This window comes from Curtobacterium sp. Leaf261, assembly GCF_001422205.1.
GTDB lineage: Bacteria > Actinomycetota > Actinomycetes > Actinomycetales > Microbacteriaceae > Curtobacterium.
The window spans coordinates 373,922-394,565 of the sequence record NZ_LMMJ01000009.1 but is presented as its reverse complement, the minus strand read 5'-3'; the positions used below and the strand labels follow the sequence as shown (position 1 = coordinate 394,565).

The window sequence follows — 20,644 nt, the reverse complement described above, 5'->3', positions numbered from 1 at the left end:
GGGCACGGACGCGCATGCCTTCAGGCTCCCGGGAGCGGGCACGGACGCGCCTAGGCTCGACCGTACCGTCAGACCGGGAGGAGACCCGTGGAGCACCCGTCGGCCCGCCCGTGGCTCGCAGCGATGGAGCTGGCACTCGCCGAGGCACGCGCCTGCCTCGGCACCGGCGACGTCCCGGTCGGCGCTGTGGTCCTCGACGCGAGCGGCGCGGTGGTCGCCGTCGGCCGCAACGAACGCGAGGCCCGGCAGGACCCCACCGCGCACGCCGAGGTCCTCGCCCTCCGCGCCGCCGCGGCCACGACGGGGGACTGGCACCTCGACGAGCACACCCTCGTGGTCACGCTCGAGCCCTGTCCGATGTGCGCCGGTGCGGTCCTCGCGGCACGGGTGCCACGGCTGGTGTTCGGCGCGTGGGACCCGAAGGCGGGAGCGTCCGGCAGTGTGTACGACATCGCCAGGGACCGCCGCCTGCCGCACCGCACCGAGGTCGTGGCAGGGGTCCGCGAGCGGGAGTGCGCCGAGCTGCTCGACACGTTCTTCGCTGAGCGACGCTGAGCGCCGCCGAGCGCCGCTGAGCGACGCTGAGTGCCGTTCAGCGACGATGCGGGTCAGTCGGCCGCGCGGATGATGATCGCCTCCGTCGGCGGCCGGGCCCCGTCGTGCCGGACGTCCGGCTCGACGTAGATCACCCGCGCGATCGGCACCGCGGCACGCACCCGCGCCTCGAGCGTGTCGATCCCGGCTGCGACGTCACCCACCCGACGCTCGGCGTCCACCGCGACCTTGACGGCGACGAGGAGCTCCTCCGGCCCGAGGTAGAGCGTCTTCATGTGGATGATCGAGTCGACCTCCGGCCCGTCGAGCACCGCACGCTTGATCGCCGTGACGTCCGCCTCGCTGGCGCCCTCGCCGACCAGCAGGCTCTTGGTCTCGATGCCGAGGATCACGGCCACCGCGATGAGCAGCGCCGCGATGAGGATGGTGCCGATCGCGTCGAAGAGCCCGTTGCCGGTGATCGCGGTGAGTCCGACCCCGAAGAGGGCGAACACGAGACCGAGGAGCGCTGCCGTGTCCTCGAGCATCACGACCGGGAGCTCAGGGGCCTTCGCCCGCCGCACGAACTGCACCCAGGACTGCCCGCCCTTGTGTGGCCGGGCTTCCTTCAGGGCGGTCCGGAGCGAGAAGCCCTCGAGCCCGATGGAGATCAGGAGGACCAGGATCGGCAGCCACCAGTTCTCGAGCGGATGCGGGTGCTCGAGCTTCTCGATGCCCTCGTACAGCGAGAAGACACCACCGACCGAGAACAGGATGATCGACACGACGAACGCGTACACGTAGCGTTCGCGTCCGTAGCCGAACGGGTGTTCTTCATCGGCGAGGCGCTTCGCCTTCCGACCGCCGAGGAGCAGCAGGATCTGGTTGACGGAGTCCGCGAGCGAGTGGACACCCTCGGCGAGCATCGACGCCGACCCGCTGATCGCCGCCGCGATGAACTTGACGATCGCGATCCCGACGTTCGCGCCGAGTGCCGCGAAGATCGCCTTGTTCCCACCGGATGCGCTCATGCTGTCCGATTGTAGGGCGATGCGCCTGCCTACGATGGAGGCATGCCCGCAGATGTGAACAACCCTGCCGACCTGCCCCGCACCGCCATGCTCGGCGTCGGATCGATGTCCGGGGCGGTGCTCGACGGACTGCTCGCCGCCGGGGTCCCCGCCGACCGGTTCGCGATCACGAACCGGTCTGAGGGCTCGGCATCGGCGCTCCGCGAGCGCGGACTCGACGCGACGGCACTCGAGACTGACCCGGAGGCGAACCGGCGTGCCGTCCGTGGCGCCGAGATCGTGGTCATCGGCGTGAAGCCGCTCATGGTCGCGGATCTGCTCCGCGACGTCGCCGGCGACCTCGAACCGGGCGCCCTCGTGGTGAGCGTCGCGGTCGGTGTGACGAGCGCGACCATGGAGGCACTCCTGCCCGGGTCCGTGCGCGTCGTCCGGTCGCTCCCGAACACCCCGATCGGCGTCGGGCACGGCGTGACCGGCATCAGCCCCGGGAGTCGCTCGGACGCCGAGGCGACAGCACTCGCCGCGTCGCTGTTCTCGGTGTCGGGCGAGGTCGTCGAGGTCCCCGAGTCCAAGCTCGATGCACTCAGTGCGGTCTCCGGCTCCGGCCCCGCCTACGTGTTCCTGCTCGTCGAGGAGTGGCAGCGGGCGGCCGAGTCCCTGGGGTTCGACCCCGAGCAGGCCCGGGTCATGGTGCAGAACACCGTGCGCGGGGCCGTCGCGCTCCTCGACGCGTCGGACAAGGGTCCCGAGGCGCTCCGCAAGGCCGTGACGAGTCCGAAGGGGACCACCGAGAAGGCGATCGAGGTCCTGCAGGAGGCCGACCTCGAGGGGACGCTCCGTCGCGCGGCGGACGCCGCGATCGCGCGCGCCACGGAGCTCGCCGAGTCGTAGTCGACGCGGCCCGACCGCCTGGCCGCACCCTGCCGGGGTGACCGGACGCGGACTGGAGGGACGGTGCGGGCGTGCACCGTCCCTCCAGTCCGGAACGCGGTCCGGTCCGACAGGACGCGGTCCGGTCCGACAGGACGCGGTCCGGTCCGACAGGACGCGGGCCGGTGTCCGACGCGCTACTCGAGCGCGGCGAAGCGCTCCAGGTCGCCCGTCGCCCCCGAGACGATCATCAGGTCGTCCTCGCCGACGACCGTGTCCGGCGTCGCGGCCGTGAACGCACCGCCGGGGGTCTTCACACCGAGCACCGTCAGGCCGAACCGCGTCCGGATGACGGTGGTGCCGAGGTCCTTGCCGCGCACAGGTCGGGGCGGGTACATCTTGACGACCGCGAAGTCGTCGTCGAACTCGATGAAGTCGAGCATCCGCCCGGACACCAGGTGCGCGGTGCGTTCGCCGGCCTCGCGCTCCGGGTAGACCACGTGGTTCGCGCCGATGCGCGACAGGATCGTGCCGTGTGAACGACTGATCGCCTTCGCCCAGATCTGCGGGATCCCGAGGTCGACGAGGTTGGCGGTGATCAGGACGCTCGACTCCAGGTGCGAGCCCACGCCGACGACCGCGATCGCGAAGTCCTGGGCGCCGATCTGCCGGAGCGCGTCGATGTCGGTGGCGTCCGCCTGCACGGCGTGGGTCACCCGGTCGGACCACTTCTGGACGAGTGCCGGATCGCTGTCGACGACGAGCACCTCGCGGTCCTGCCGTTCGAGCTGCCCGGCGGTGGCCGCACCGAACCGGCCGAGCCCGACGACGAGGACCGGCGCGTCGTGCGAGATCCGGCCGGACTTCGTGATGCTCCCGCTGCGGTTCCTGTCAGCCAACGATCGGCCTCTCCTCTGGTCGGGTGAACAGCTGTCTGCTCTGGCTCGCGGCGAGGGCCGCTGCGATGGTCACGGTACCAACGCGCCCGAGGAACATCGTGGCCGCGAGCACGTACTTGCCGGCCTCCGGCGCGCTCGCCGACACCCCGGAGCTCAGCCCGGAGGTCGCGAACGCCGAGATCACCTCGAACAGGACGTGGTCGAGCGAGTCCTGGGTGATCTGCAGGAGCGTGACGGTCGACAGAGCGATGATCGTCGCACCCCACAGCACGACGGCGACCGCGAGGCGGAGGACGTCGCTCGGGACGCGACGGCCGAAGGCCTCCATGCTGCGTCGGCCCCTGGCCTCGGCGACGGCGGCCAGGAACAGGACCGCGAGCGTCGTGACCTTGATGCCGCCGGCGGTCGACGCGGACCCGCCGCCGATGAACATGAGCATGTCGGTGACGAGGAGGCTCGCGCCGTGCAGGTCGTCGACCGGGACCGTGGCGAACCCACCCGATCGGGTCATCGTCGACAGGAAGAGCGACTGGAACACCGTGTCGCCGGCACCGAACCGACCGAAGGTGGCGTGGTTCGAGGACTCGAGCGCGATGTACGCGGCGGTCCCCGCGGCGAGGAGGATGCCACTCGTGGCGAGGGTCAGCTTGACGTGGATGGACCAGCGCCGCGGGGTCCGCCACTGCGTGGTGAGGGTCCTGATCACCGGGAACCCGATCGACCCGGCGATGACCCCGAGCATGAGGAGCGACAGGAACCAGTAGTCGTGCTCGAACGGGGCCAGTCCCTCGGGGTTCGGGGAGAACCCGGTGTTCGTGAACGCCATGGCGGCGTAGTAGAAGGAGTCGCCGACCGCTGTCCAGAACGGGACGCCGGTGACGAGCACCGACGGCACCAGCAGCACGCCGAGTGCGATCTCGATCGACAGCGTGCTGATCGCGACGGTCGCGAGGAGCGTGCCGACCTCGCCGAGGCGGACCGCCTGACCCTCCGGCACCGCGCCGGCGTGGCCTCGGAGCGGGTTCGAGTCCCCGGCGGCGATGAGCTTGGCGCGGAGTCCGAGTCGGCGGGTCACGACGAGGCCGAGGATCGAGGCGAGCGTCAGGACACCGAGTGCGCCGATCTGCGTGCCGATGACCACGACGACGTTGCCGAACGTCGACCAGTGCGTGGCCATGTCGACCGTGGAGAGCCCGGTGACACAGACCACGGACGCCGCGGTGAACAGTGCGTCGGCGAACGAGGTGGGGGTGCCGTCGGCAGCGGTGACCGGCAGCATGAAGACGCCGGTGAACACGAGGATCAGCGCGGAGAAGACGAGGATCGCCAGGCGTGAGGGGGAGTGCCGGATCGCGGTGGTGAAGCGGCCCCGGATCGTGCGGGTCGGGTCGACGACCCGGCGCCGGAGCGTCGGACGTGCGGGCATCGTATGCCTCCCGGGACATGGGCAGCGCCCGCGTGGTCGGGACGCCATGGTACATCCGGTGTACGCCGGTTAGCCTTGCCGCATGGCCGACATCTTCAGCGTCATCGCTGATCCCACCCGGAGGCAGCTCCTGGCCGCACTGCTCTCCGCCTACGGGTCCGACGCCACCGCCGGCGAGCTCAGTGTCGGCCAGATGGTCACCCGCCTCGGGATCAGTCAGCCCACCGTGTCGAAGCACCTCCGTGTCCTCCGCGACACCGGCCTGGTCTCGACGCGCGAGGAGGGCCAGCACCGCTACTACCGTCTCGACCCGGAGCCGCTCCTGGCCATCGAGGACTGGGTCGTGCCGTTCGTCGGCGCGGTGGATGCCGACGGGGCTCCCGCGACGACGTCGTGGACCCCGGACGGGCAGGCGGTGTCCGTCCGTCGGCGGGGCGGGGGTGCTCGAGCGACCGTCGACGTGGGCACCGAGCTCGGTCGGGTGATGGCGGAGGCGTCCTTCCGGGCGACCTCGGCCCTGAGCGGTGCGCAGTCCGGGTGGGGGCGGGTCGTCGAGCCCGTTCGGCGGCGGCTCACGCGGCGCCCGGAGGACGGCGGGGAGTAGGCCGGTCCGCGCTCAGGTTCCCACCCCGGTTCGCGGGGTGAGACGGGGGTGGACATGCCGTATCACCCGCCCCTACAGTTGCCAGAGACCACTCAGGTCCCACCAATGCTCCGGGCACTCGTCTCGTCTGATCCGGATCCCTCCCGAAAGCAGCAGCGCATGACCGGCAGTTTCGACGACGTGCGGTTCCTCACCGTCGCTGAGGTCGCTGAGATGATGCGCGTCTCGAAGATGACGGTGTACCGGATGGTGCATGCGGGGGAGCTCCCCGCGATCCGCTTCGGTCGGTCCTTCCGGGTGCCGGAGTCCGCGGTCGCGGAGATGCTCCGCGGCGGCGTCGCCGACGTCGGCTGAGTCCCCACTCCGCTCTCGGCGTTGCGCCTTCGGCCCGACATCCATGCCGGCTCGGTTCGACTTGCCCGTCGCACTCCGGTAGACTCGCCCGAGGCAAATTTTCCGCGGTCTACTCCGACCCGGTGTCCACATCAGTCGTCAGTGAGGTCCGTATGGGTTCTGTCATCAAGAAGCGTCGCAAGCGCATGGCGAAGAAGAAGCACCGCAAGCTGCTTCGCAAGACGCGTCACCAGCGTCGCAACAAGAAGTAGGTCCTCCGGGAACTGCTTCACGCGTGAAAGCCTCGACCTGCCGGTCGGGGCTTTTTGCGTGCCAGGCGCGGGCGTGCCGGGTGCGGGTGTGCCGGGTGCGGGCGTGCCGGGTGCGGGCGTTGCGGGTGCGGGCGTTCCGGCCCGGGCTACCGGCCCCGCGTCCTGCGTCCCGCGTCCCGCGTCCCGCACACGCGGATCCACGCTGAACACGCGGATGCAGGTGTTCAGTGCGGACGGGGGTGTTCTGAACACCGCCGTCCGCGCGGTGCCGGTGCCCCGCCGCGCGCCGCCGCAGCGTGCGTCCTGCACACGCGCGTCCAGCGCGAACACGCGGATCCGGGTGTTCGCGCCGGACGGGGGTGTTCTGAACACCGGGCGGCGCCGGCGCGCGGCCTCGCAACGTGCTCCCCGCGCAGATGCCCGGCAGTACGCTGGCGGGGTGCCGACCGTGACGCTCCTGACCAAGCCCGGATGTCATCTCTGCGACGACGCCCGTCCCATCGTGGAAGGCGTCGTGGCGGACCACCCCGGTGTGACGTTCGTCGAGCGCTCCATCCTCGACGACGACGCCCTCCGCGAGGAGTACGCCGAGGACATCCCCGTGGTCCTCGTCGACGGCCGCGTGCACAGCAACTGGCACGTCGACGCAGCCCGCCTCGACCAGGCCATCACGAGAGCAGAAGAGGTCTCCGCATGATCCACCACGTCGTCGCCTGGTCACTCCGCGAGGACCTCGACCGCCAGCAGTCGATCTCCCGGATCCGTGAGCTGCTCGAAGGACTTCGGGGTGTCGTGTCCTCGATCCGGTCCATCGCCGTCGTCGAGAACGCGGCCTACCCGGACCGGAACGCCGACGTGGCCGTCGTCGCGCAGTTCGACGACCTCACCGGGCTCGACGAGTACCAGGTGCACCCGGACCACCAGGCCGCAGCGGCGGAGATCCGCGGACTCGTCACGGGGCGGACGGCCATCGACTGGGAGGCGTGAGCCGCGCCTCCAGGCTGGGCTGAGCTGACCACCTGTGCTTCCTGCAGCTCTGCGGTGACTGTAGGGCCCGTGCCCGCCTGCTCGCCCGAGCACGTCGGGGACCGCATCGCGACATGAACGACGCATGGCCCCACCGATCTCGGATGGGGCCATGCGTCGTTCGTGGTGCGATTCCGCGAGGCTGCGCCGCGGGCAGCGGTGCAGCGCCTGTGCGGCCGCGCTAGGGCTGCAGCCGCGTCGGACCGCGGAAGAGGTAGGTGACCTCGCGGATCGACGCCTCACCCAGCATGAGCATGAGGACGCGGGCAAGACCCATCCCGAACCCACCGTGCGGCGGAACGCCGTACCGGAAGAAGTCGAGGTACCAGTCGATCTCCGCCGGGTCCATGCCCTTCGCGACGGCCTGCTCGGTCAGGACGTCGACGCGGTGCTCACGCTGGGCGCCGGTCGAGATCTCCGCACCGTTGTAGATGAGGTCGTAGCTCTTGGTGAGCGTCGGGTCGTCCTCGTGGCGCATGTGGTAGTACGGCCGGATCGAGGCGTCGTAGTCGGTGACGAACACGAAGTCCGAACCGAGGTGCTCCTTGACGTGCGCGGAGATGCGGCGCTCGCTCTCGGGGTCGAGGTCGCCGTCCGTGCGGGGGCTCTCGTACCCGCCCTCGGCGACGATGCGACGGACCTCGGCGAGCGGGATGCGGGGGAACGGCGCGGTCGGGATCTGCAGCTCGAAGCCGAAGACCTCGGCGATCGCCTCGCCGTACTTGGCCTGGACCGCCGTGATGCCGGCGACGAGGAGCTCCTCGTGCATCGCCATGACGTCCTCGTGGGACTCGACCCAGGAGAACTCGGCGTCCACGCTCGTGAACTCGGTGGCGTGGCGGCTCGTGAAGGACGGGTCCGCGCGGAAGGCGTCCGCGATCTCGAAGACCGCCCCGAACCCTGCCGGCTGCGCCATCTGCTTGAAGTTCTGCGGGCTCTGGGCGAGGTACGCCGTCGTCTCGAAGTACGGCAGCTCGAAGAGCTCCGCGCGGGACTCGGACGCCGACGCCATGAGCTTGGGCGTGTGGATCTCGATGAAGTCGCGGTCGATCCAGTACTGACGGAAGGCGTGCTCGAGCGTCGTCTGGATGCGGAAGATCAGGTTCTGCTTGCGGTTCCGGAGGTCGAGGAAGCGCCAGTCGAGCCGCTTGTCGAGCGAGGAGTCGTCGGCGATCGGGGTCTCCGGGATCGCCGTGGACACGACCGTCAGCGCGCCCAGCTTGACCTCGAGTCCGCCGAGCTTGACGCGCTCGTCGTGCTTCAGTTCGCCGGACACGTGGATGAACGTGCCGTGTGCGAGGCCGGAGATCTGCTCCGTCGTGGTGACCCTGGCGGCCGAGTCGTCATCGCCCTCGACGGTCTCGCGCGTCGCGGGGTTGACGATCTGGACGGCGCCGGACTCGTCGCGGAGGACGACGAACTGCACCTTCTTCTGATCACGGACGGTCTCGACCCATCCGGCCACGGAAACGGGGCCGTCGGGGAGGGCGGCAAGGTCGGCGATGCGGGTGCGTTCGATCACGGAGAGCGAGTCTACCGGTCGGACCGCGTCGGGCCGGTGGCCCTGTGGACAACCGGCGTCGACACGGTCGGTCGGGGGCATGCCAGGCCGGCAGCACGGCCGCGTGGCGCGGTGCGGCACGCGAGCCTCCGGCCGCTGGTCCTCCACAGGGCGGTCGTGCGTCGATCCGTGCACAGATGCGGACGGGAGGCGCGGGTGCGGTCCGGCGGGCCTCTAGCGTCGTCGACGGATGAGCGGATCGAGATGGAGGGGATCGGATGCAGATCGATGTGGAGCGTTGGCCGGGTGGTGCTCCCGCGACCGTGATCGCGGCCGTCGTCACGGGAGTGTGCGGTCTCGGGATCGCACTCGTGACAGGGCTCGCGACGCTGACTCGACGTTGGTCCGATGGTCGCCACCGACGGCGCCAGCACCAGTGGGATCGACTCACGTGGTCGTTGGAGATGGTCGCGAGCGCCGAGCCGAGACGAGCTGAGATCGGACTTGTCTGCACACGGTCGATGTACGACATACCGGGATTGACGGCTCAGGACAGGGCAATGGCTAGAAAGGTGCTCGAGCTCGCCGAATCGACGTGGGCCGAGCGGGAGGACGGGGACCACCATGACCACACCCAGCACTGAGGGCCGACTCACCCCGCTGTCGCGGGCGATCCTCGCCGACATGATGCGTCGGTTCGAGGCGGAGTTGGGTCCGGAAGCATGGGCTGCAGAGCGCGCTGAGGTCGATGCGCTCGTCGCGGAGTCACGCGCAATCGCGCGCCAGGATGCTGAACGCAGGCAGTCAGGGGGCTGAGGCGCGCAGGGTCTGCAGCGTGCCGAGGAACTCCTCGGCCATCGCGACGCGTTCGAGGAGGCCCTCGTGCCGGGCCTGGGCGTCCTCGATGAAGCTGTCGAGCCGAGCGGCGAGCAGTCCGCGGTCGCCGTCCGTGGTGGGCTCGCCGGCCGAGCCGCGCAGCCCGTCGACGACCGTGAGCAGGTCGGCCATCTCGTCGAGTGAGAACCCGAGCGGCTTCATCCGCCGGATCACGAGCAGCCGATCGAGGTCCTGGTCGGTGTAGGTCCGGAAGCCGCCGGCCGTCCGCCCACTCGGGACGAGGAGCCCGACTTCGTCGTAGTGGCGGATCGTGCGCAGGGACATGCCGGCGCGTTCGGCGAGCTCCCCGATGTGCATCGTCCCGCCGCCGGCGCCCGCACCGCCGGAGAGTCCGGGGGTGCCGAGGTCGTCTGGATCTGGTGTCAGGTCGGTGTCCGGTGTCGTCACGCGTGGAACTCTACCCTCACGTGAGGGTAGAGTTCCCGACGATGACCTCTGCAGCAGTTCTCCCGTCGACACCCGCCGTCCCGACCGTCCTCAGCGCCCTGCGATCACCGAGGCTCCTCACACGAGAGGTCCTGGCGGGCGTCGTTACCGCACTCGCGCTCATCCCGGAGGCGATCTCGTTCTCGATCGTCGCCGGGGTCGACCCTGCCGTCGGGTTGTTCTCCTCGTTCGTGATCGCCGTCGTGATCGCGTTCGTCGGCGGTCGACCGGCGATGGTGTCGGCCGCCGCGGGTTCCGTCGCGCTCGTCATTGCACCGATGGTCCGCGACCACGGCATCGAGTACCTCGTCCCGACGATCGTCCTCGGCGGGGTGTTCCAGCTCGTCCTCGGGTTCATGGGCGTCTCACGACTCATGCGGTTCATCCCGCGGAGCGTCAACGTCGCGTTCGTGAACGCCCTCGCGATCCTCATCTTCACCGCACAGCTCCCGAACCTCTTCGGGCGCGACGTCCCGGCGATCGTGTGGCCGCTGACAGCCCTCGGCATCGCGATCATCGTGTTCTTCCCGTTCGTCACGAAGGCCGTCCCGGCTCCGCTCATCGCCGTGGTCGTCGTGACGGTCATCACCCTCGTCGCGGGCCTCGACGTCCCGACCGTCGGGGACAAGGGGTCGCTGCCGGACTCGCTTCCGGGCTTCTCCGGCATCCAGGTGCCCCTCGATCTCGACACACTCGGGATCATCGCCCCGTACGCCTTCGGCATGGCGATCGTCGGGCTCATCGAGACGCTCCTCACCGCGCAGCTCGTCGACGCCATCACCGACACCGGCTCGAGCAAGTGGCGGGAGTCGTGGGGGCAGGGCGTCGCGAACGTCGTCAGCGCGTTCTTCGGCGGGACCGGTGGCTGCGCCATGATCGGGCAGACCGTCATCAACGTGAAGACGGCCGGCGCGCGCACACGCATCTCGACGTTCGTGGCCGGTGTCGCGGTCCTCGTGCTCACGGTGAGCCTCCGTGACGTGGTGGCCGAGATCCCGATGGCCGCACTCACCGCGGTGATGATCATGGTGTGCGTCGCGACCTTCGACTGGCACAGCATCCGGCCGAACACCCTGCGTCGGATGCCCCTCGGCGAGACGGTCATCATGATCATCACCGTCGTGGTCGTCGTCTTCACGGACAACCTCGCCACCGGCGTGCTCGTCGGGGTCGTCCTGGCCGCCCTCGTCTTCGCCAGGCGGGTGTCCCACGTGGTGGACGTCGAGCGCACCGTGCAGTCCGGAGCGGCGTCCGGAGCGGGCCCCGGAGCGACGCCCGGAGCAGACCCCGGAGCGGCGTCCGTCGTCCGGTACCGGGTCCGGGGTGCCCTGTTCTTCGCGTCGTCCAGCGACCTCGTGACGCGGTTCTCGTACCCGGAGGACCGCCTCGCCGGCACGGTCCGCGTCGAGATCGACATGTCCGAGGCGCACATCTGGGACGCGAGCACCGTCGCCGCCCTCGACGCGGTCGAGCTCCGCTACCGCCAGCACGGCATCGAGGTCGAGGTCCTGAACCTCAACACCGGGTCCATCCGCCTGCACAGCCGACTGTCCGGTCACCTGGGTTGACGCCGGACTGGAGGGACGGGTCGGGGCCGACCCGTCCCTCCAGTCCAGATCGGGCGCCCGACCCACCCGACCTGAGCCGATCCACATCCCGTCGAGAAACCTGAGGGGGAGGTGGACACAGTCCGCCGACCTACACTGGAAGCCATGCCAGCCACCCGAATCCACCTCGTCCGCCACGGCGAGGTGCACAACCCGGACGGGGTCCTCTACGGGCGACTCCCCGGGTTCCGGCTGAGCGAACTCGGCACCCGGATGGCCGCTGCCTCCGCGAACACCTGGAAGGACACCGGCGTCGACGTCCGCCGGATCGTCGCCTCCCCACTCCAGCGCACCCAGGAGTCCGCTGCGCCGTGGTCCGCCGTCTACGGGCTCGACGTCGACACGGACGAGCGGCTCATCGAACCGACGAACCGGTACGAGGGGCAGCCCCCCGGGTTCACGAAGCGCTCGCTCCGTCGCCCGTCGGAGTGGCCGTGGATCGCGAACCCGATGCGCCCGAGCTGGGGCGAGGCGTACGACGCCATCGCGAACCGGATGCTCGCGGCCGTGGACACCGCATGGCGGAGCGTCGACGACGGCGATGTCGTCCTCGTGAGCCACCAGCTGCCGATCTGGATGGTGCACCGACGCCTCGCGGGCGAGCACCTCTGGCACGACCCGCGCCAGCGCCGATGTGCGCTGTCGAGCATCACCACCCTGGAGCACCGCAACGCGCCTGGACAGCCGTCGGGCGCGTTCGTCGAGGTCGGGTACGCCGACCCCGCCGGCCCCCTCCTCGAGGGCGCCATCGACCTTGGAGCAGTGTGAACACGTCCCGGATCCGTTCTCGCGCCGCCGTCGTCATCACGGCCGGCATCGTCACCGCGATCGCGCTCGCCGGCTGCTCGTCGGGCAACGACGACCTCGCCTCGCAGTACAAGGGCGGCACGACGCAGAACTACATCTCCGGCGACGGCGCGGTGACCGAGGTCGCTGCGGACAAGCGTGAGGCCCCGGTGGACTTCTCGGCGAAGGACACCGACGGCGACACCGTGTCGAGCAAGGCCCTCCGCGGCAAGGTCGTCGTGCTCAACTTCTGGTACGCGGGCTGCCCGCCGTGCCGTGCCGAGGCGAAGAACCTCAACAAGGTCGCCTCGTCGCACGCGGCCGACGACGTCGCGTTCGTCGGCGTGAACGTCCGCGACAAGAAGGCCACCGCCGAGGCCTTCGAGCGCACCTTCGGGGTCGACTACCCGACGGTGCTCGACGCCGACGAGGGCACCATGCAGCTGGCGCTCTCCGGCACGATCGCCCCGAACTCGGTCCCGACCACGATCGTCCTCGACAAGCAGGGCCGAGTCGCGGCGAGGATCCTCGGCGCGGTCGACTCGCCGAGCATCCTCGACACCCTCGTCAGCGACGAACTCTCCGGGAGCGCCTGATCCCCGTGGGCGGCAACCCCTTCTCCGACGCGATCCTGAGCGGTCAGATGGCCGTGGCGGTGCCGGTCGCGCTCCTGGCCGGGCTGGTGTCGTTCCTGTCGCCGTGCGTCCTGCCGCTCGTGCCGGGCTACCTCGGGTACGTCGGCGGGGTCGCCGAGAGCGGGCGGAAGCGCAGCCGCGTGGTGCTCGGGGTGCTGCTCTTCGTCCTCGGGTTCACCATCGTGTTCGTCGCGTACACCACGGTGTTCGGGGCGCTCGGGTTCTGGCTGGTGCGGTGGCGGGACCTCATCACCCAGGTGCTCGGTGTCGTCGTCATCCTGATGGGACTCGTCTTCGTCGGGCGGTTCACGTTCATGCAGCGGACCGTCAAGCCCGGGTGGACCCCGGCGACCGGTCTCGTCGGGGCACCGCTCCTCGGCATCGTCTTCGGCCTCGGCTGGACCCCGTGCCTCGGTCCGACCCTCGCGGCGATCAACCTGCTCAGCGTGCAGTCCGGCAGCGCGTGGCAGGGCATGTGGCTCGGGGTCGCGTACTGCATCGGCCTCGGCATCCCGTTCCTGCTCGTCGCACTCGGAGCGGGGTGGGCCACCGGCGCCATCCGCGTCGTCAAGCGACACATGCGCGTCGTCAACATCATCGGAGGAGCGATCCTGATCGTCATCGGTCTGCTCATGGTCACCGGGCTCTGGTCGACCATCATGTCGAGTGTCGGGGCGGTGATCCAGAGCTATGTCCCGCTCGTCTGACGACACCGAGGCGCGCACGCGCGCCGACGCACAGGACGGCCTGGAGGCACGGGGCACGTCCGACACGTCGGCACCGTCCGAAGCCGCGCAGGACGCCGCGGCACCGTCCGATGACCCGCAGGACGCCGCGGAGCGGGACGCTGCGGTGCGGGACGCTGCCGACGACCGCGAGACCGCCGTCGGCGCCCCGCTGCGCCCGTCCGACCACATGGACGGGACCCCGGCGGCCGCGTCGGGTGACCGTGGCGACGACGTCAACCAGCCCGCCCTCGGAGTGGTCGGGTACATCCGGTTCTTCTGGCGGCAGCTCACGAGCATGCGCACGGCGCTCTTCCTGCTCATGCTGCTCGCCCTCGCCGCGATCCCGGGTTCGCTCGTGCCGCAGCGCACCGCCGACCCGAACGGCGTCACCCAGTACCAGGTCGACCACCCGCAGCTCTTCCCGGTGCTCGACAAGCTGCAGGTGTTCGACACCTACACGTCGGTGTGGTTCTCCGCGATCTACCTGCTGCTCTTCGTGTCGCTCATCGGCTGCATCATCCCGCGGTCGAAGCACCACTGGCAGTCCCTCCGGACCAAGCCGCCGCGCACCCCCGCCCGGCTCGGTCGGCTCGCGGGGTTCCGGCGTGTCGTCGTCGGACCGGACACGCTCGCGGACGGTGCCACGGGCCTCCCGTCCGTCGAGGACGCCGTCGGCGGTGCGGTGACGCTCCTCAAGCGGTCCGGGTACCGCGTCCAGCGGTTCGGCGACTCCGTCAGCGCGGAGCGCGGCTACCTCCGCGAGACCGGGAACCTGGTGTTCCACACGGCCCTCGTCGGCGTGCTCCTGGCCGTCGGTGTCGGTGGTGGGTTCAGCTACACCGGGCAGCGGCTCTTGGTGGAGGGGCAGACGTTCTCGAACGTGCTCGGCTCGTACGACTCCTTCATCCCGGGGCGCTGGTTCAGCCAGTCACAGCTGCAGGGATACAACCTGACCCTCGACGACTTCGTCACGACGTACGAGCAGAAGAACCTCAACGCGCTCGGCCAGGCGACGGACTACAAGGCCACCGTCACCGCGCGCACCAAGGGCGGGGCGGCGCAGCGTGACGTCATCAAGGTGAACGACCCGCTGTCGATCGGCGGCACCAACGTGTACCTGCTCGGCAACGGGTACGCCATGCACGTCACCGTCCGCGACGGCGACGGCAACGTGGCATTCGAGGACGACGTCCCGTTCCTGCCGGCGGACGCGAACTACACCTCGACGGGCGTCATCAAGGTCCCGGACGCCGAACCGGACCAGCTCGGCATGGTCGGGTTCTTCTACCCGACGGCGGTCAAGCAGGCCTCGGGTGCCTATGCGTCGAACTACCCGGACGACGAGAACCCCCTGCTGACGCTGCAGGTCTACACCGGCGACCTCGGGCTCGACGACGGGGTCCCGCGGAGCGTGTACCAGCTCTCCACGGTCGGTCTGACGCAGATCGCCGGGCGGACGGCCGCGGACAAGTCGATCGAACTGAAGCCCGGGCAGACGAAGACGCTGCCGAAGGGTGCCGGCTCGATCACGTTCGACGGTGTCAAGCGGTACGTCTCGCTCGACGTGCACCACGACGGGTCGCAGCTCTGGGTCGCGGCCTTCGCGCTGCTCTCGGTCCTCGGGCTGCTGACGTCGCTGTTCGTCCCGCGCCGTCGCGTGTGGGTCAAGGTCGTCCGGAACAGCCGGCCCGACGACGGCGACGGCAACGACGGCGACGGCGGGTTCAGCCTCGAGTACGCGGGGCTCGCCCGTGGTGAGGACCCCAACCTCGAGCGTGCCGTCGAGGACATCGCGAAGCGCCACGTGTCAGTGCTCGGAGTTAGGATCACACAGTGAACGACATGACCTCCAACCTCGCCGAGTACTCGGTCGTGCTCGTCTACTCGGCGATGGCGATCTACCTCATCGCGTTCATCTGCTTCGTCCTCGACGTCGCGAAGCGATCGGGTGACGTGCAGGCCCAGCAGTCCGGTGCTGCCGCCGTCCGCCAGCAGGCCGCCACCAAGACCGTCGCGACCGTCCAGGGCGGCACCGTGGTCCTCGAGAAGATCGTCGCGCCGCCGGTCAAGCCCGGGCACCGGAGCAGCCGGTTCGAGCGCGTCGCGATGGCGATGATGGTCTTCGCGCTCGTGCTGCACGTCGGCTCGATCGTCCTCCGCGGCGTCGCTGCGCACCGGGTCCCGTGGGCGAACATGTTCGAGTTCTCGCTCACCGGCACCGCGATCATCGTGGCGATCTTCCTCGGTGTGCAGGCCTGGCAGAACCTCAAGTTCCTCGGGGTGTTCGTCAGCGGCCTCATCCTGATCCTGCTCGGCATCGCCACCGTCAACTTCTACGTCGACGTGGTCCCGCTCCCGCCGGCACTGCAGTCCTACTGGCTCGTGCTGCACGTGTTCGTGGCGATCTGTGGCACGGGGTTCTTCGCCCTCGGCGCCGGGCTCGCGGTGTCGCAGCTCGTCCAGACGTACCGCGCCGGTCGTACCGACGTCAAGGCGCTCCGGTTCATGGAGACGCTCCCGGACTCCGACCGCCTCGAGACGCTCACCTACCGCGTGATCCTCGTGGGGTTCGTGCTCTGGACGTTCACGCTCATCGCCGGTGCGATCTGGGCCGAGCGTGCGTGGGGCCGGTACTGGGGCTGGGACACGAAAGAGGTCTGGACCTTCATCATCTGGGTCATCTACGCCGGGTACATCCACGCCCGTGCGACCCGCGGGTGGCGTGGTGCCCGGAGCTCCTGGCTGGCGCTCGTCGGCTTCGCTGCCGTGATGTTCAACTTCTCCGTGGTGAACCTGTTCTTCAAGGGGCTGCACAGCTACTCGGGGCTCTGAGCCCTCCGCGGAACACCAGGTTGGCCGCTTCGCGCGGGGGTATTCCTCTGCGAGAAGCGGCCAACTTCGTGTTTTGCGGGCAGGCCGGGCCGGGCCGGGCCGGGCCGGGCCGGATCGGACAGACCGACAGACATACCGACCGATCAGGCAGTCAGCACTGCGTGCACGCGCCGGAGGCGTGCGAGCCACCACTCCTCGCGCTCCGGAGCCGCACGGAACCGGCCCACCAGGTCGGGTGAGACGTCGACGCGGCGGACGCCGACCCTCCCGTCCGACGGCAGGATCGGGTCCGAGGTGACGTCCCCCTGGAACATGGCGGCCGTCCCGAGGCCCGAGGCGTAGCCGTCGGCCGCGGCCGACGCCGCGAGGAACGCGCCCATCGCGATGCCGACGGACGTCTCGAGTGCGCTGGAGACGACGCACGGGAGGCCCGCCTCACCCACCACGCGTCGGGCTGCGGTGATCCCACCGAGCGGTTGCGCCTTGACCACGAGGACGTCGGCAGCACCGGCCCGGGCGACGGCGAGGGGATCGGCCGCCTTCCGGACGCTCTCGTCGGCGGCCACGGGCACGCCGAGTCCGGCGATGCGCGACCGGAGCTCCGCGAGTTCGGCGACGGTGCGGCACGGCTGCTCGGCGTACTGCAGGCGGAACGGTGCGAGTTCGGTGAGCGCGCGCTCGGCCTCGTCCACCGACCACAGCATGTTCGCGTCGACCCGGATCGCGGCGTCCTCACCCATCACCCGTCGGACCTCCGCGACGCGGGCGACGTCGTCGGCGACGACCGTCCCCGGTTCGGCGACCTTCACCTTGGCCGTCGTGCACCCCGGGTAGCGGGCGAGGACGTCGGCCACGTCGTGCGCGCGGACCGCCGGCACCGTCGCGTTGACGGGGACCGAGTCCGCCGTGGGCTCGTGCGAGGTCCAGCCGAAGTCGATGGTCGCGCGGAGCCACGCCGCGGCCTCGGCGTCGTCGTACTCGACGAACGGGGAGAACTCGGTCCAGCCCTCCGGTCCGCGCAGGACGAGCGCCTCGCGGACGGTGATGCCGCGGAACCGCACCCGCATCGGCAGGGCGACGACGTGCGCGTCGGCGAGCAGGTCGGCGAGGTCGGGGAGGGCTGCGGAGGTCGGGAGCGGCACGGACCGATCATCGCAGAGCACACATCGGTGCCGTTCGGCAGCCGTCCAGGAGTCACAGCGCTCCTTCGGAGTCGAGCCTCAGTTCCGGGCGCTAGCATCCTCGGGTCGGGCCGCAACGGGCTCGGCCGAGGTCTTCCAGGGGGCCCGACGTCAGCACGGGGAGAGGCCGGAAGGCACATGCGGGAAGGGTCGCCGGAACGGAAGGCAACTCGGCCCGTGCCGCGTTCCTCCAGTCCACGTTCCTCCAGCCCGCTCGACACCGGGGGACACCCGGCAGGACGGTCGACCGGTACTCGGTCGACGGTGTCACGTGCGGCCAGTCCAGCCGCGCGCCAGACTGCAGGACGGGCATCGTCCGCACGCGCGAACCGGTCTGGGGCTGGGTCGGGGTCGGGGTCTGGGTCTGGGTCTGGGTCTGGGGCTGACGAGTTCTCCACGCTCATGTGGGCGAACACCGTCGACGTCTCCGCTCGCCCCGGCGGCACCCGCCGGCGGCGCCGGAACCCGATCGTCGGCAAGATCGCGTTCGGTCTGGCGGTCGTCTGCCTCGCGGTGGACGCCAGCGCGTTCGCGGTCCTCATGGGCGGCGAGATGCGCTTCGCGACGGGCATGTGCTTCGTCGTCGTGTTCCTGACCCTGATCGCCGCGGTGCTCGGGTTCGTCGCCGCGGTCGGTGGGCTCGGCCGCTGGTACGGCGTGCTCGCGGTCGTGCTCGCCTTCCTCGGCAATCCCGTGATCCTCGTCATCGCCCTCGCGGTCCTCGCGCCGGAGGCCGCGGCGCAGATGGGGCCGGGGAGCGGGTCCTGACCCTGCCCGCCTGTCGAGACGGGTTCGGGACAGTCGACGTGGTTCGTTCCCGGGCCGGATGTCCCGAACCGGTGGGTCTGGCCGGATGTCCCGAACCGGGAGGCCCAGCCCGCCAGCCCGCCAGCCCCGGGTGGCGACAGAGCGACCTCCGGCCTCCGAGCCCCGCCCGCGGCTAGGCTCGGACCATGGCATCGCCGGTCTCCGACATCTTCGATCCGGACGTCTGGACGGTGGCCCCGGCCGCCGCGGCGTTCACGGACATCACGTACCACAAGCACGTCTCCGGGGGCATCGTCCGCATCGCGTTCGATCGCCCCGAGGTCCGCAACGCGTTCCGCCCGCGCACCGTCGACGAGCTGTACCGCGCCCTCGACGACGCCCGGCAGGACCCCCGGGTCGGCTGCGTGCTCCTCACCGGCAACGGCCCGAGCCCGAAGGACGGCGGGTGGGCCTTCTGCTCCGGCGGTGACCAGCGCATCCGCGGACGGAGCGGGTACGAGTACGTCGGCGACGAGGGTGCACCACCCGAGGGCGTCGACCCCGCGGCCGCGCAGGCATCGATGGGACGACTGCACATCCTCGAGGTCCAGCGCCTCATCCGGATGATGCCGAAGGTCGTCATCGCGGTGGTCCCCGGGTGGGCAGCGGGCGGCGGACACTCGCTGCACGCGGTGTGCGACCTGACGATCGCGAGCGCCGAGCACGGCCGGTTCAAGCAGACCGATGCCGACGTGGGTTCGTTCGACGGTGGGTACGGCAGCGCCTACTACGCCAAGCAGATCGGCCAGAAGGCCGCCCGCGAGGTCTTCTTCCTCGCCCAGGAGTACTCCGCGCAGCGCGCCTACGAGATGGGTGCCGTGAACCTCGTCGTCCCGCACGCGGAGCTCGAGACCACCGCGATCGAGTGGGGGCAGATCATCCTCGGCAAGTCCCCGACGGCGATCCGGATGCTCAAGTACTCGTTCAACGCGGTGGACGACGGCCTCGTGGGGCAGCAGGTCTTCGCGGGGGAGGCCACCCGCCTCGCCTACGCCTCGGACGAGGCCGTCGAGGGTCGCGATGCGTTCCTCGAGAAGCGGGCACCGACGTGGGGCGACTTCCCGTGGCACTTCTGACACGTCCCGCTCCGCGGTCCGCGCGACGCTCCGACGCGCCCCGATGACGAGGCGGCTCCGGCAGGTCGGCGCCGGTGACCCGGCGGCGGTGCTCCGCGGACTGGAGGCGGCCCTCACCGGCGGCGACGCACTCCTGCCGGTCGCCGCTGACGGTCCGTCGCTGCCGACCCCCGCACCGGCCGACGTCGAGCGCCGGGTCGCGCTGGTCGTCGAGACGAGCGGATCGACCGGCACGGGGAAGCGTGTCGCGCTCTCCTCCGAGGCGCTCCTCGCCGGCGCCGCCGCCGCCGACGGTGCGCTCGGGGGACCCGGCGGCTGGGTGCTCGCGCTGCCGACGCACTACATCGCGGGCCTCAACGTCCTGACCCGGTCGATCGCCGCGGGGACCACGCCCGTGATGCTCCCGGTCGGGCACTTCGACGCCAGGGCGTTCGCGGTCGCTGCCGAGGGGCTCGTCGCGGACCGCCGGTACACCTCGCTCGTCCCGGCGCAGCTCTCGCGGGTGCTCGAGGACGCGCGGGCGGCAGCGGCCCTCACGACGTTCGACGCCGTCCTCGTCGGTGGGCAGGCGACCCCTATTGCACTCCTCGACCGTGCTCGGCGGGCCGGGGTGCGAGTCGTGACGACCTACGGTGCGAGCGAGACGAGCGGTGGCTGCGTGTACGACGGCGTGCCGTTCGGGTCGGTCAGGACGCGACTGGTCGACGGGGAGCTGCAGCTGTCGGGGCCGATGCTCGCCGAGGGGTACCTCGCCGATCCCGAGCGCACCGGAGCGACGTTCGTCGAGGACGCCGGACATCGCTGGTACCGGACGAACGACGCCGCCTCGATCGACGGGGACGGTCGGGTGCGGGTGCTCGGGCGGCTCGACGACGTCATCATCTCCGGCGGCGAGAAGGTCCCGCTCGGAGCCGTCGAACGCGTCGTCCGGGAGCTCCCCGGGCAGGACGGGGCGGTCGTCACCCGGCGGAGCGACGCGGAATGGGGCGAGGTCCCGGTGGTCGTGACGAGTGTCGCCGTACCGCTCGAGCTCGTGCGTGCGACGGTCGGCGCCGTGCTCGGCCGCGCCGCTCGTCCGGTCGACGTCGTGGTGCTCGCGGCGGTCCCGATGCTCGCGTCCGGCAAACCCGATCGGCGGGCAGTCGAGGCCGCAGCGCGCTGAGCGGAACCGGC

22 protein-coding genes are annotated in these 20,644 nt (G+C 70.6%); 16 read left to right on the top strand and 6 right to left on the bottom strand.

What is annotated here, in order from left to right; genetic code table 11:
• Nucleotides 1–123 precede the first annotated feature (123 nt).
• The gene (locus ASF23_RS12835) at nucleotides 124–555 is read left to right on the top strand and encodes a nucleoside deaminase (RefSeq protein WP_055954479.1); all 432 of its coding nucleotides are present in this window, start codon (nucleotides 124–126) and stop codon (nucleotides 553–555) included.
• 53 nt (nucleotides 556–608) lie between these two features.
• Here the strand turns inward: ASF23_RS12835 and ASF23_RS12830 are convergent, their stop codons facing one another.
• Entirely contained in the window at nucleotides 609–1,565 is a 957-nt protein-coding gene (locus tag ASF23_RS12830) for a cation diffusion facilitator family transporter (protein WP_055954092.1), read from the bottom strand.
• Nucleotides 1,566–1,607: 42 nt separating this feature from the next.
• On the opposite strand from ASF23_RS12830, the gene proC reads away from it, so the two are divergent.
• Nucleotides 1,608–2,456 (top strand): pyrroline-5-carboxylate reductase, encoded by an 849-nt coding sequence (proC, locus tag ASF23_RS12825; protein ID WP_055954090.1) that lies wholly within the window; start codon nucleotides 1,608–1,610, stop codon nucleotides 2,454–2,456.
• Between the two features lie 176 nt (nucleotides 2,457–2,632).
• On the opposite strand, the gene ASF23_RS12820 is transcribed toward proC, so the two are convergent.
• Nucleotides 2,633–3,334, bottom strand: coding sequence for a potassium channel family protein (locus ASF23_RS12820; RefSeq protein ID WP_200919355.1), 702 nt, complete (start codon nucleotides 3,332–3,334; stop codon nucleotides 2,633–2,635).
• Complete coding sequence (locus ASF23_RS12815; protein ID WP_055954087.1) at nucleotides 3,327–4,760, bottom strand: TrkH family potassium uptake protein; 1,434 nt, start codon at nucleotides 4,758–4,760, stop codon at nucleotides 3,327–3,329. Before ASF23_RS12815 ends, ASF23_RS12820 begins: the two co-directional genes overlap by 8 nt.
• 82 nt (nucleotides 4,761–4,842) lie before the next feature.
• Between ASF23_RS12815 and ASF23_RS19080 the strand changes: the two genes are divergently transcribed.
• The 5 genes from ASF23_RS19080 to ASF23_RS12795 all read left to right on the top strand — a co-directional run bounded on the left by ASF23_RS19080 (nucleotide 4,843) and on the right by ASF23_RS12795 (nucleotide 6,956).
• Nucleotides 4,843–5,364, top strand: coding sequence for an ArsR/SmtB family transcription factor (locus ASF23_RS19080; protein ID WP_055954084.1), 522 nt, complete (start codon nucleotides 4,843–4,845; stop codon nucleotides 5,362–5,364).
• 159 nt (nucleotides 5,365–5,523) lie between these two features.
• The gene (locus ASF23_RS12805; RefSeq protein ID WP_055954473.1) at nucleotides 5,524–5,718 is read left to right on the top strand and encodes a helix-turn-helix domain-containing protein; all 195 of its coding nucleotides are present in this window, start codon (nucleotides 5,524–5,526) and stop codon (nucleotides 5,716–5,718) included.
• A gap of 152 nt (nucleotides 5,719–5,870) precedes the next feature.
• The gene (locus tag ASF23_RS17910) at nucleotides 5,871–5,969 is read left to right on the top strand and encodes a 30S ribosomal protein bS22 (protein ID WP_003792170.1); all 99 of its coding nucleotides are present in this window, start codon (nucleotides 5,871–5,873) and stop codon (nucleotides 5,967–5,969) included.
• Between the two features lie 439 nt (nucleotides 5,970–6,408).
• Entirely contained in the window at nucleotides 6,409–6,666 is a 258-nt protein-coding gene (locus ASF23_RS18855) for a glutaredoxin family protein (RefSeq protein WP_055954471.1), read from the top strand.
• On the top strand, nucleotides 6,663–6,956 hold the full coding sequence (locus ASF23_RS12795) for a Dabb family protein (protein WP_055954082.1): 294 nt from the start codon (nucleotides 6,663–6,665) through the stop codon (nucleotides 6,954–6,956). Before ASF23_RS18855 ends, ASF23_RS12795 begins: the two co-directional genes overlap by 4 nt.
• 220 nt (nucleotides 6,957–7,176) lie before the next feature.
• On the opposite strand, the gene aspS is transcribed toward ASF23_RS12795, so the two are convergent.
• Both aspS and ASF23_RS12780 read right to left on the bottom strand, forming a co-directional pair.
• Nucleotides 7,177–8,517, bottom strand: coding sequence for an aspartate--tRNA(Asn) ligase (aspS, locus tag ASF23_RS12790; protein WP_055954078.1), 1,341 nt, complete (start codon nucleotides 8,515–8,517; stop codon nucleotides 7,177–7,179).
• Nucleotides 8,518–9,300: 783 nt separating this feature from the next.
• Nucleotides 9,301–9,690 (bottom strand): MerR family transcriptional regulator, encoded by a 390-nt coding sequence (locus ASF23_RS12780; RefSeq protein ID WP_055954468.1) that lies wholly within the window; start codon nucleotides 9,688–9,690, stop codon nucleotides 9,301–9,303.
• Between the two features lie 131 nt (nucleotides 9,691–9,821).
• On the opposite strand from ASF23_RS12780, the gene ASF23_RS12775 reads away from it, so the two are divergent.
• From ASF23_RS12775 to ccsB, 6 genes are all read left to right on the top strand, one after another.
• The gene (locus ASF23_RS12775) at nucleotides 9,822–11,387 is read left to right on the top strand and encodes a SulP family inorganic anion transporter (protein ID WP_055954071.1); all 1,566 of its coding nucleotides are present in this window, start codon (nucleotides 9,822–9,824) and stop codon (nucleotides 11,385–11,387) included.
• Nucleotides 11,388–11,531: 144 nt separating this feature from the next.
• Nucleotides 11,532–12,194 (top strand): histidine phosphatase family protein, encoded by a 663-nt coding sequence (locus tag ASF23_RS12770; protein WP_055954069.1) that lies wholly within the window; start codon nucleotides 11,532–11,534, stop codon nucleotides 12,192–12,194.
• On the top strand, nucleotides 12,191–12,808 hold the full coding sequence (locus tag ASF23_RS12765) for a TlpA family protein disulfide reductase (RefSeq protein WP_055954066.1): 618 nt from the start codon (nucleotides 12,191–12,193) through the stop codon (nucleotides 12,806–12,808). Before ASF23_RS12770 ends, ASF23_RS12765 begins: the two co-directional genes overlap by 4 nt.
• Before the next feature lie 47 nt (nucleotides 12,809–12,855).
• Nucleotides 12,856–13,554, top strand: a complete 699-nt coding sequence (locus ASF23_RS12760) for a cytochrome c biogenesis CcdA family protein (protein WP_055954465.1) — start codon at nucleotides 12,856–12,858, stop codon at nucleotides 13,552–13,554.
• Between the two features lie 208 nt (nucleotides 13,555–13,762).
• The gene (gene resB / locus ASF23_RS12755) at nucleotides 13,763–15,412 is read left to right on the top strand and encodes a cytochrome c biogenesis protein ResB (protein WP_055954462.1); all 1,650 of its coding nucleotides are present in this window, start codon (nucleotides 13,763–13,765) and stop codon (nucleotides 15,410–15,412) included.
• Between the two features lie 5 nt (nucleotides 15,413–15,417).
• Nucleotides 15,418–16,407, top strand: coding sequence for a c-type cytochrome biogenesis protein CcsB (gene ccsB / locus ASF23_RS12750; RefSeq protein WP_055954459.1), 990 nt, complete (start codon nucleotides 15,418–15,420; stop codon nucleotides 16,405–16,407).
• A gap of 143 nt (nucleotides 16,408–16,550) precedes the next feature.
• Here the strand turns inward: ccsB and ASF23_RS12745 are convergent, their stop codons facing one another.
• Nucleotides 16,551–17,549 carry an o-succinylbenzoate synthase gene (locus tag ASF23_RS12745; RefSeq protein ID WP_082474153.1) on the bottom strand — a complete coding sequence of 333 codons (999 nt, stop codon included), beginning with the start codon at nucleotides 17,547–17,549 and terminating at the stop codon, nucleotides 16,551–16,553.
• A 441-nt stretch (nucleotides 17,550–17,990) separates the two neighbouring features.
• Here ASF23_RS12745 and ASF23_RS12740 point away from each other — a divergent pair, with 441 nt between their 5' ends.
• The 3 genes from ASF23_RS12740 to ASF23_RS12730 all read left to right on the top strand — a co-directional run bounded on the left by ASF23_RS12740 (nucleotide 17,991) and on the right by ASF23_RS12730 (nucleotide 20,633).
• Nucleotides 17,991–18,356 carry a hypothetical protein gene (locus tag ASF23_RS12740; protein WP_055954064.1) on the top strand — a complete coding sequence of 122 codons (366 nt, stop codon included), beginning with the start codon at nucleotides 17,991–17,993 and terminating at the stop codon, nucleotides 18,354–18,356.
• Between the two features lie 185 nt (nucleotides 18,357–18,541).
• Nucleotides 18,542–19,471 carry a 1,4-dihydroxy-2-naphthoyl-CoA synthase gene (locus ASF23_RS12735; RefSeq protein ID WP_055954062.1) on the top strand — a complete coding sequence of 310 codons (930 nt, stop codon included), beginning with the start codon at nucleotides 18,542–18,544 and terminating at the stop codon, nucleotides 19,469–19,471.
• A 43-nt stretch (nucleotides 19,472–19,514) separates the two neighbouring features.
• Nucleotides 19,515–20,633 (top strand): AMP-binding protein, encoded by a 1,119-nt coding sequence (locus tag ASF23_RS12730; RefSeq protein WP_055954059.1) that lies wholly within the window; start codon nucleotides 19,515–19,517, stop codon nucleotides 20,631–20,633.
• Nucleotides 20,634–20,644: the final 11 nt, after the last annotated feature.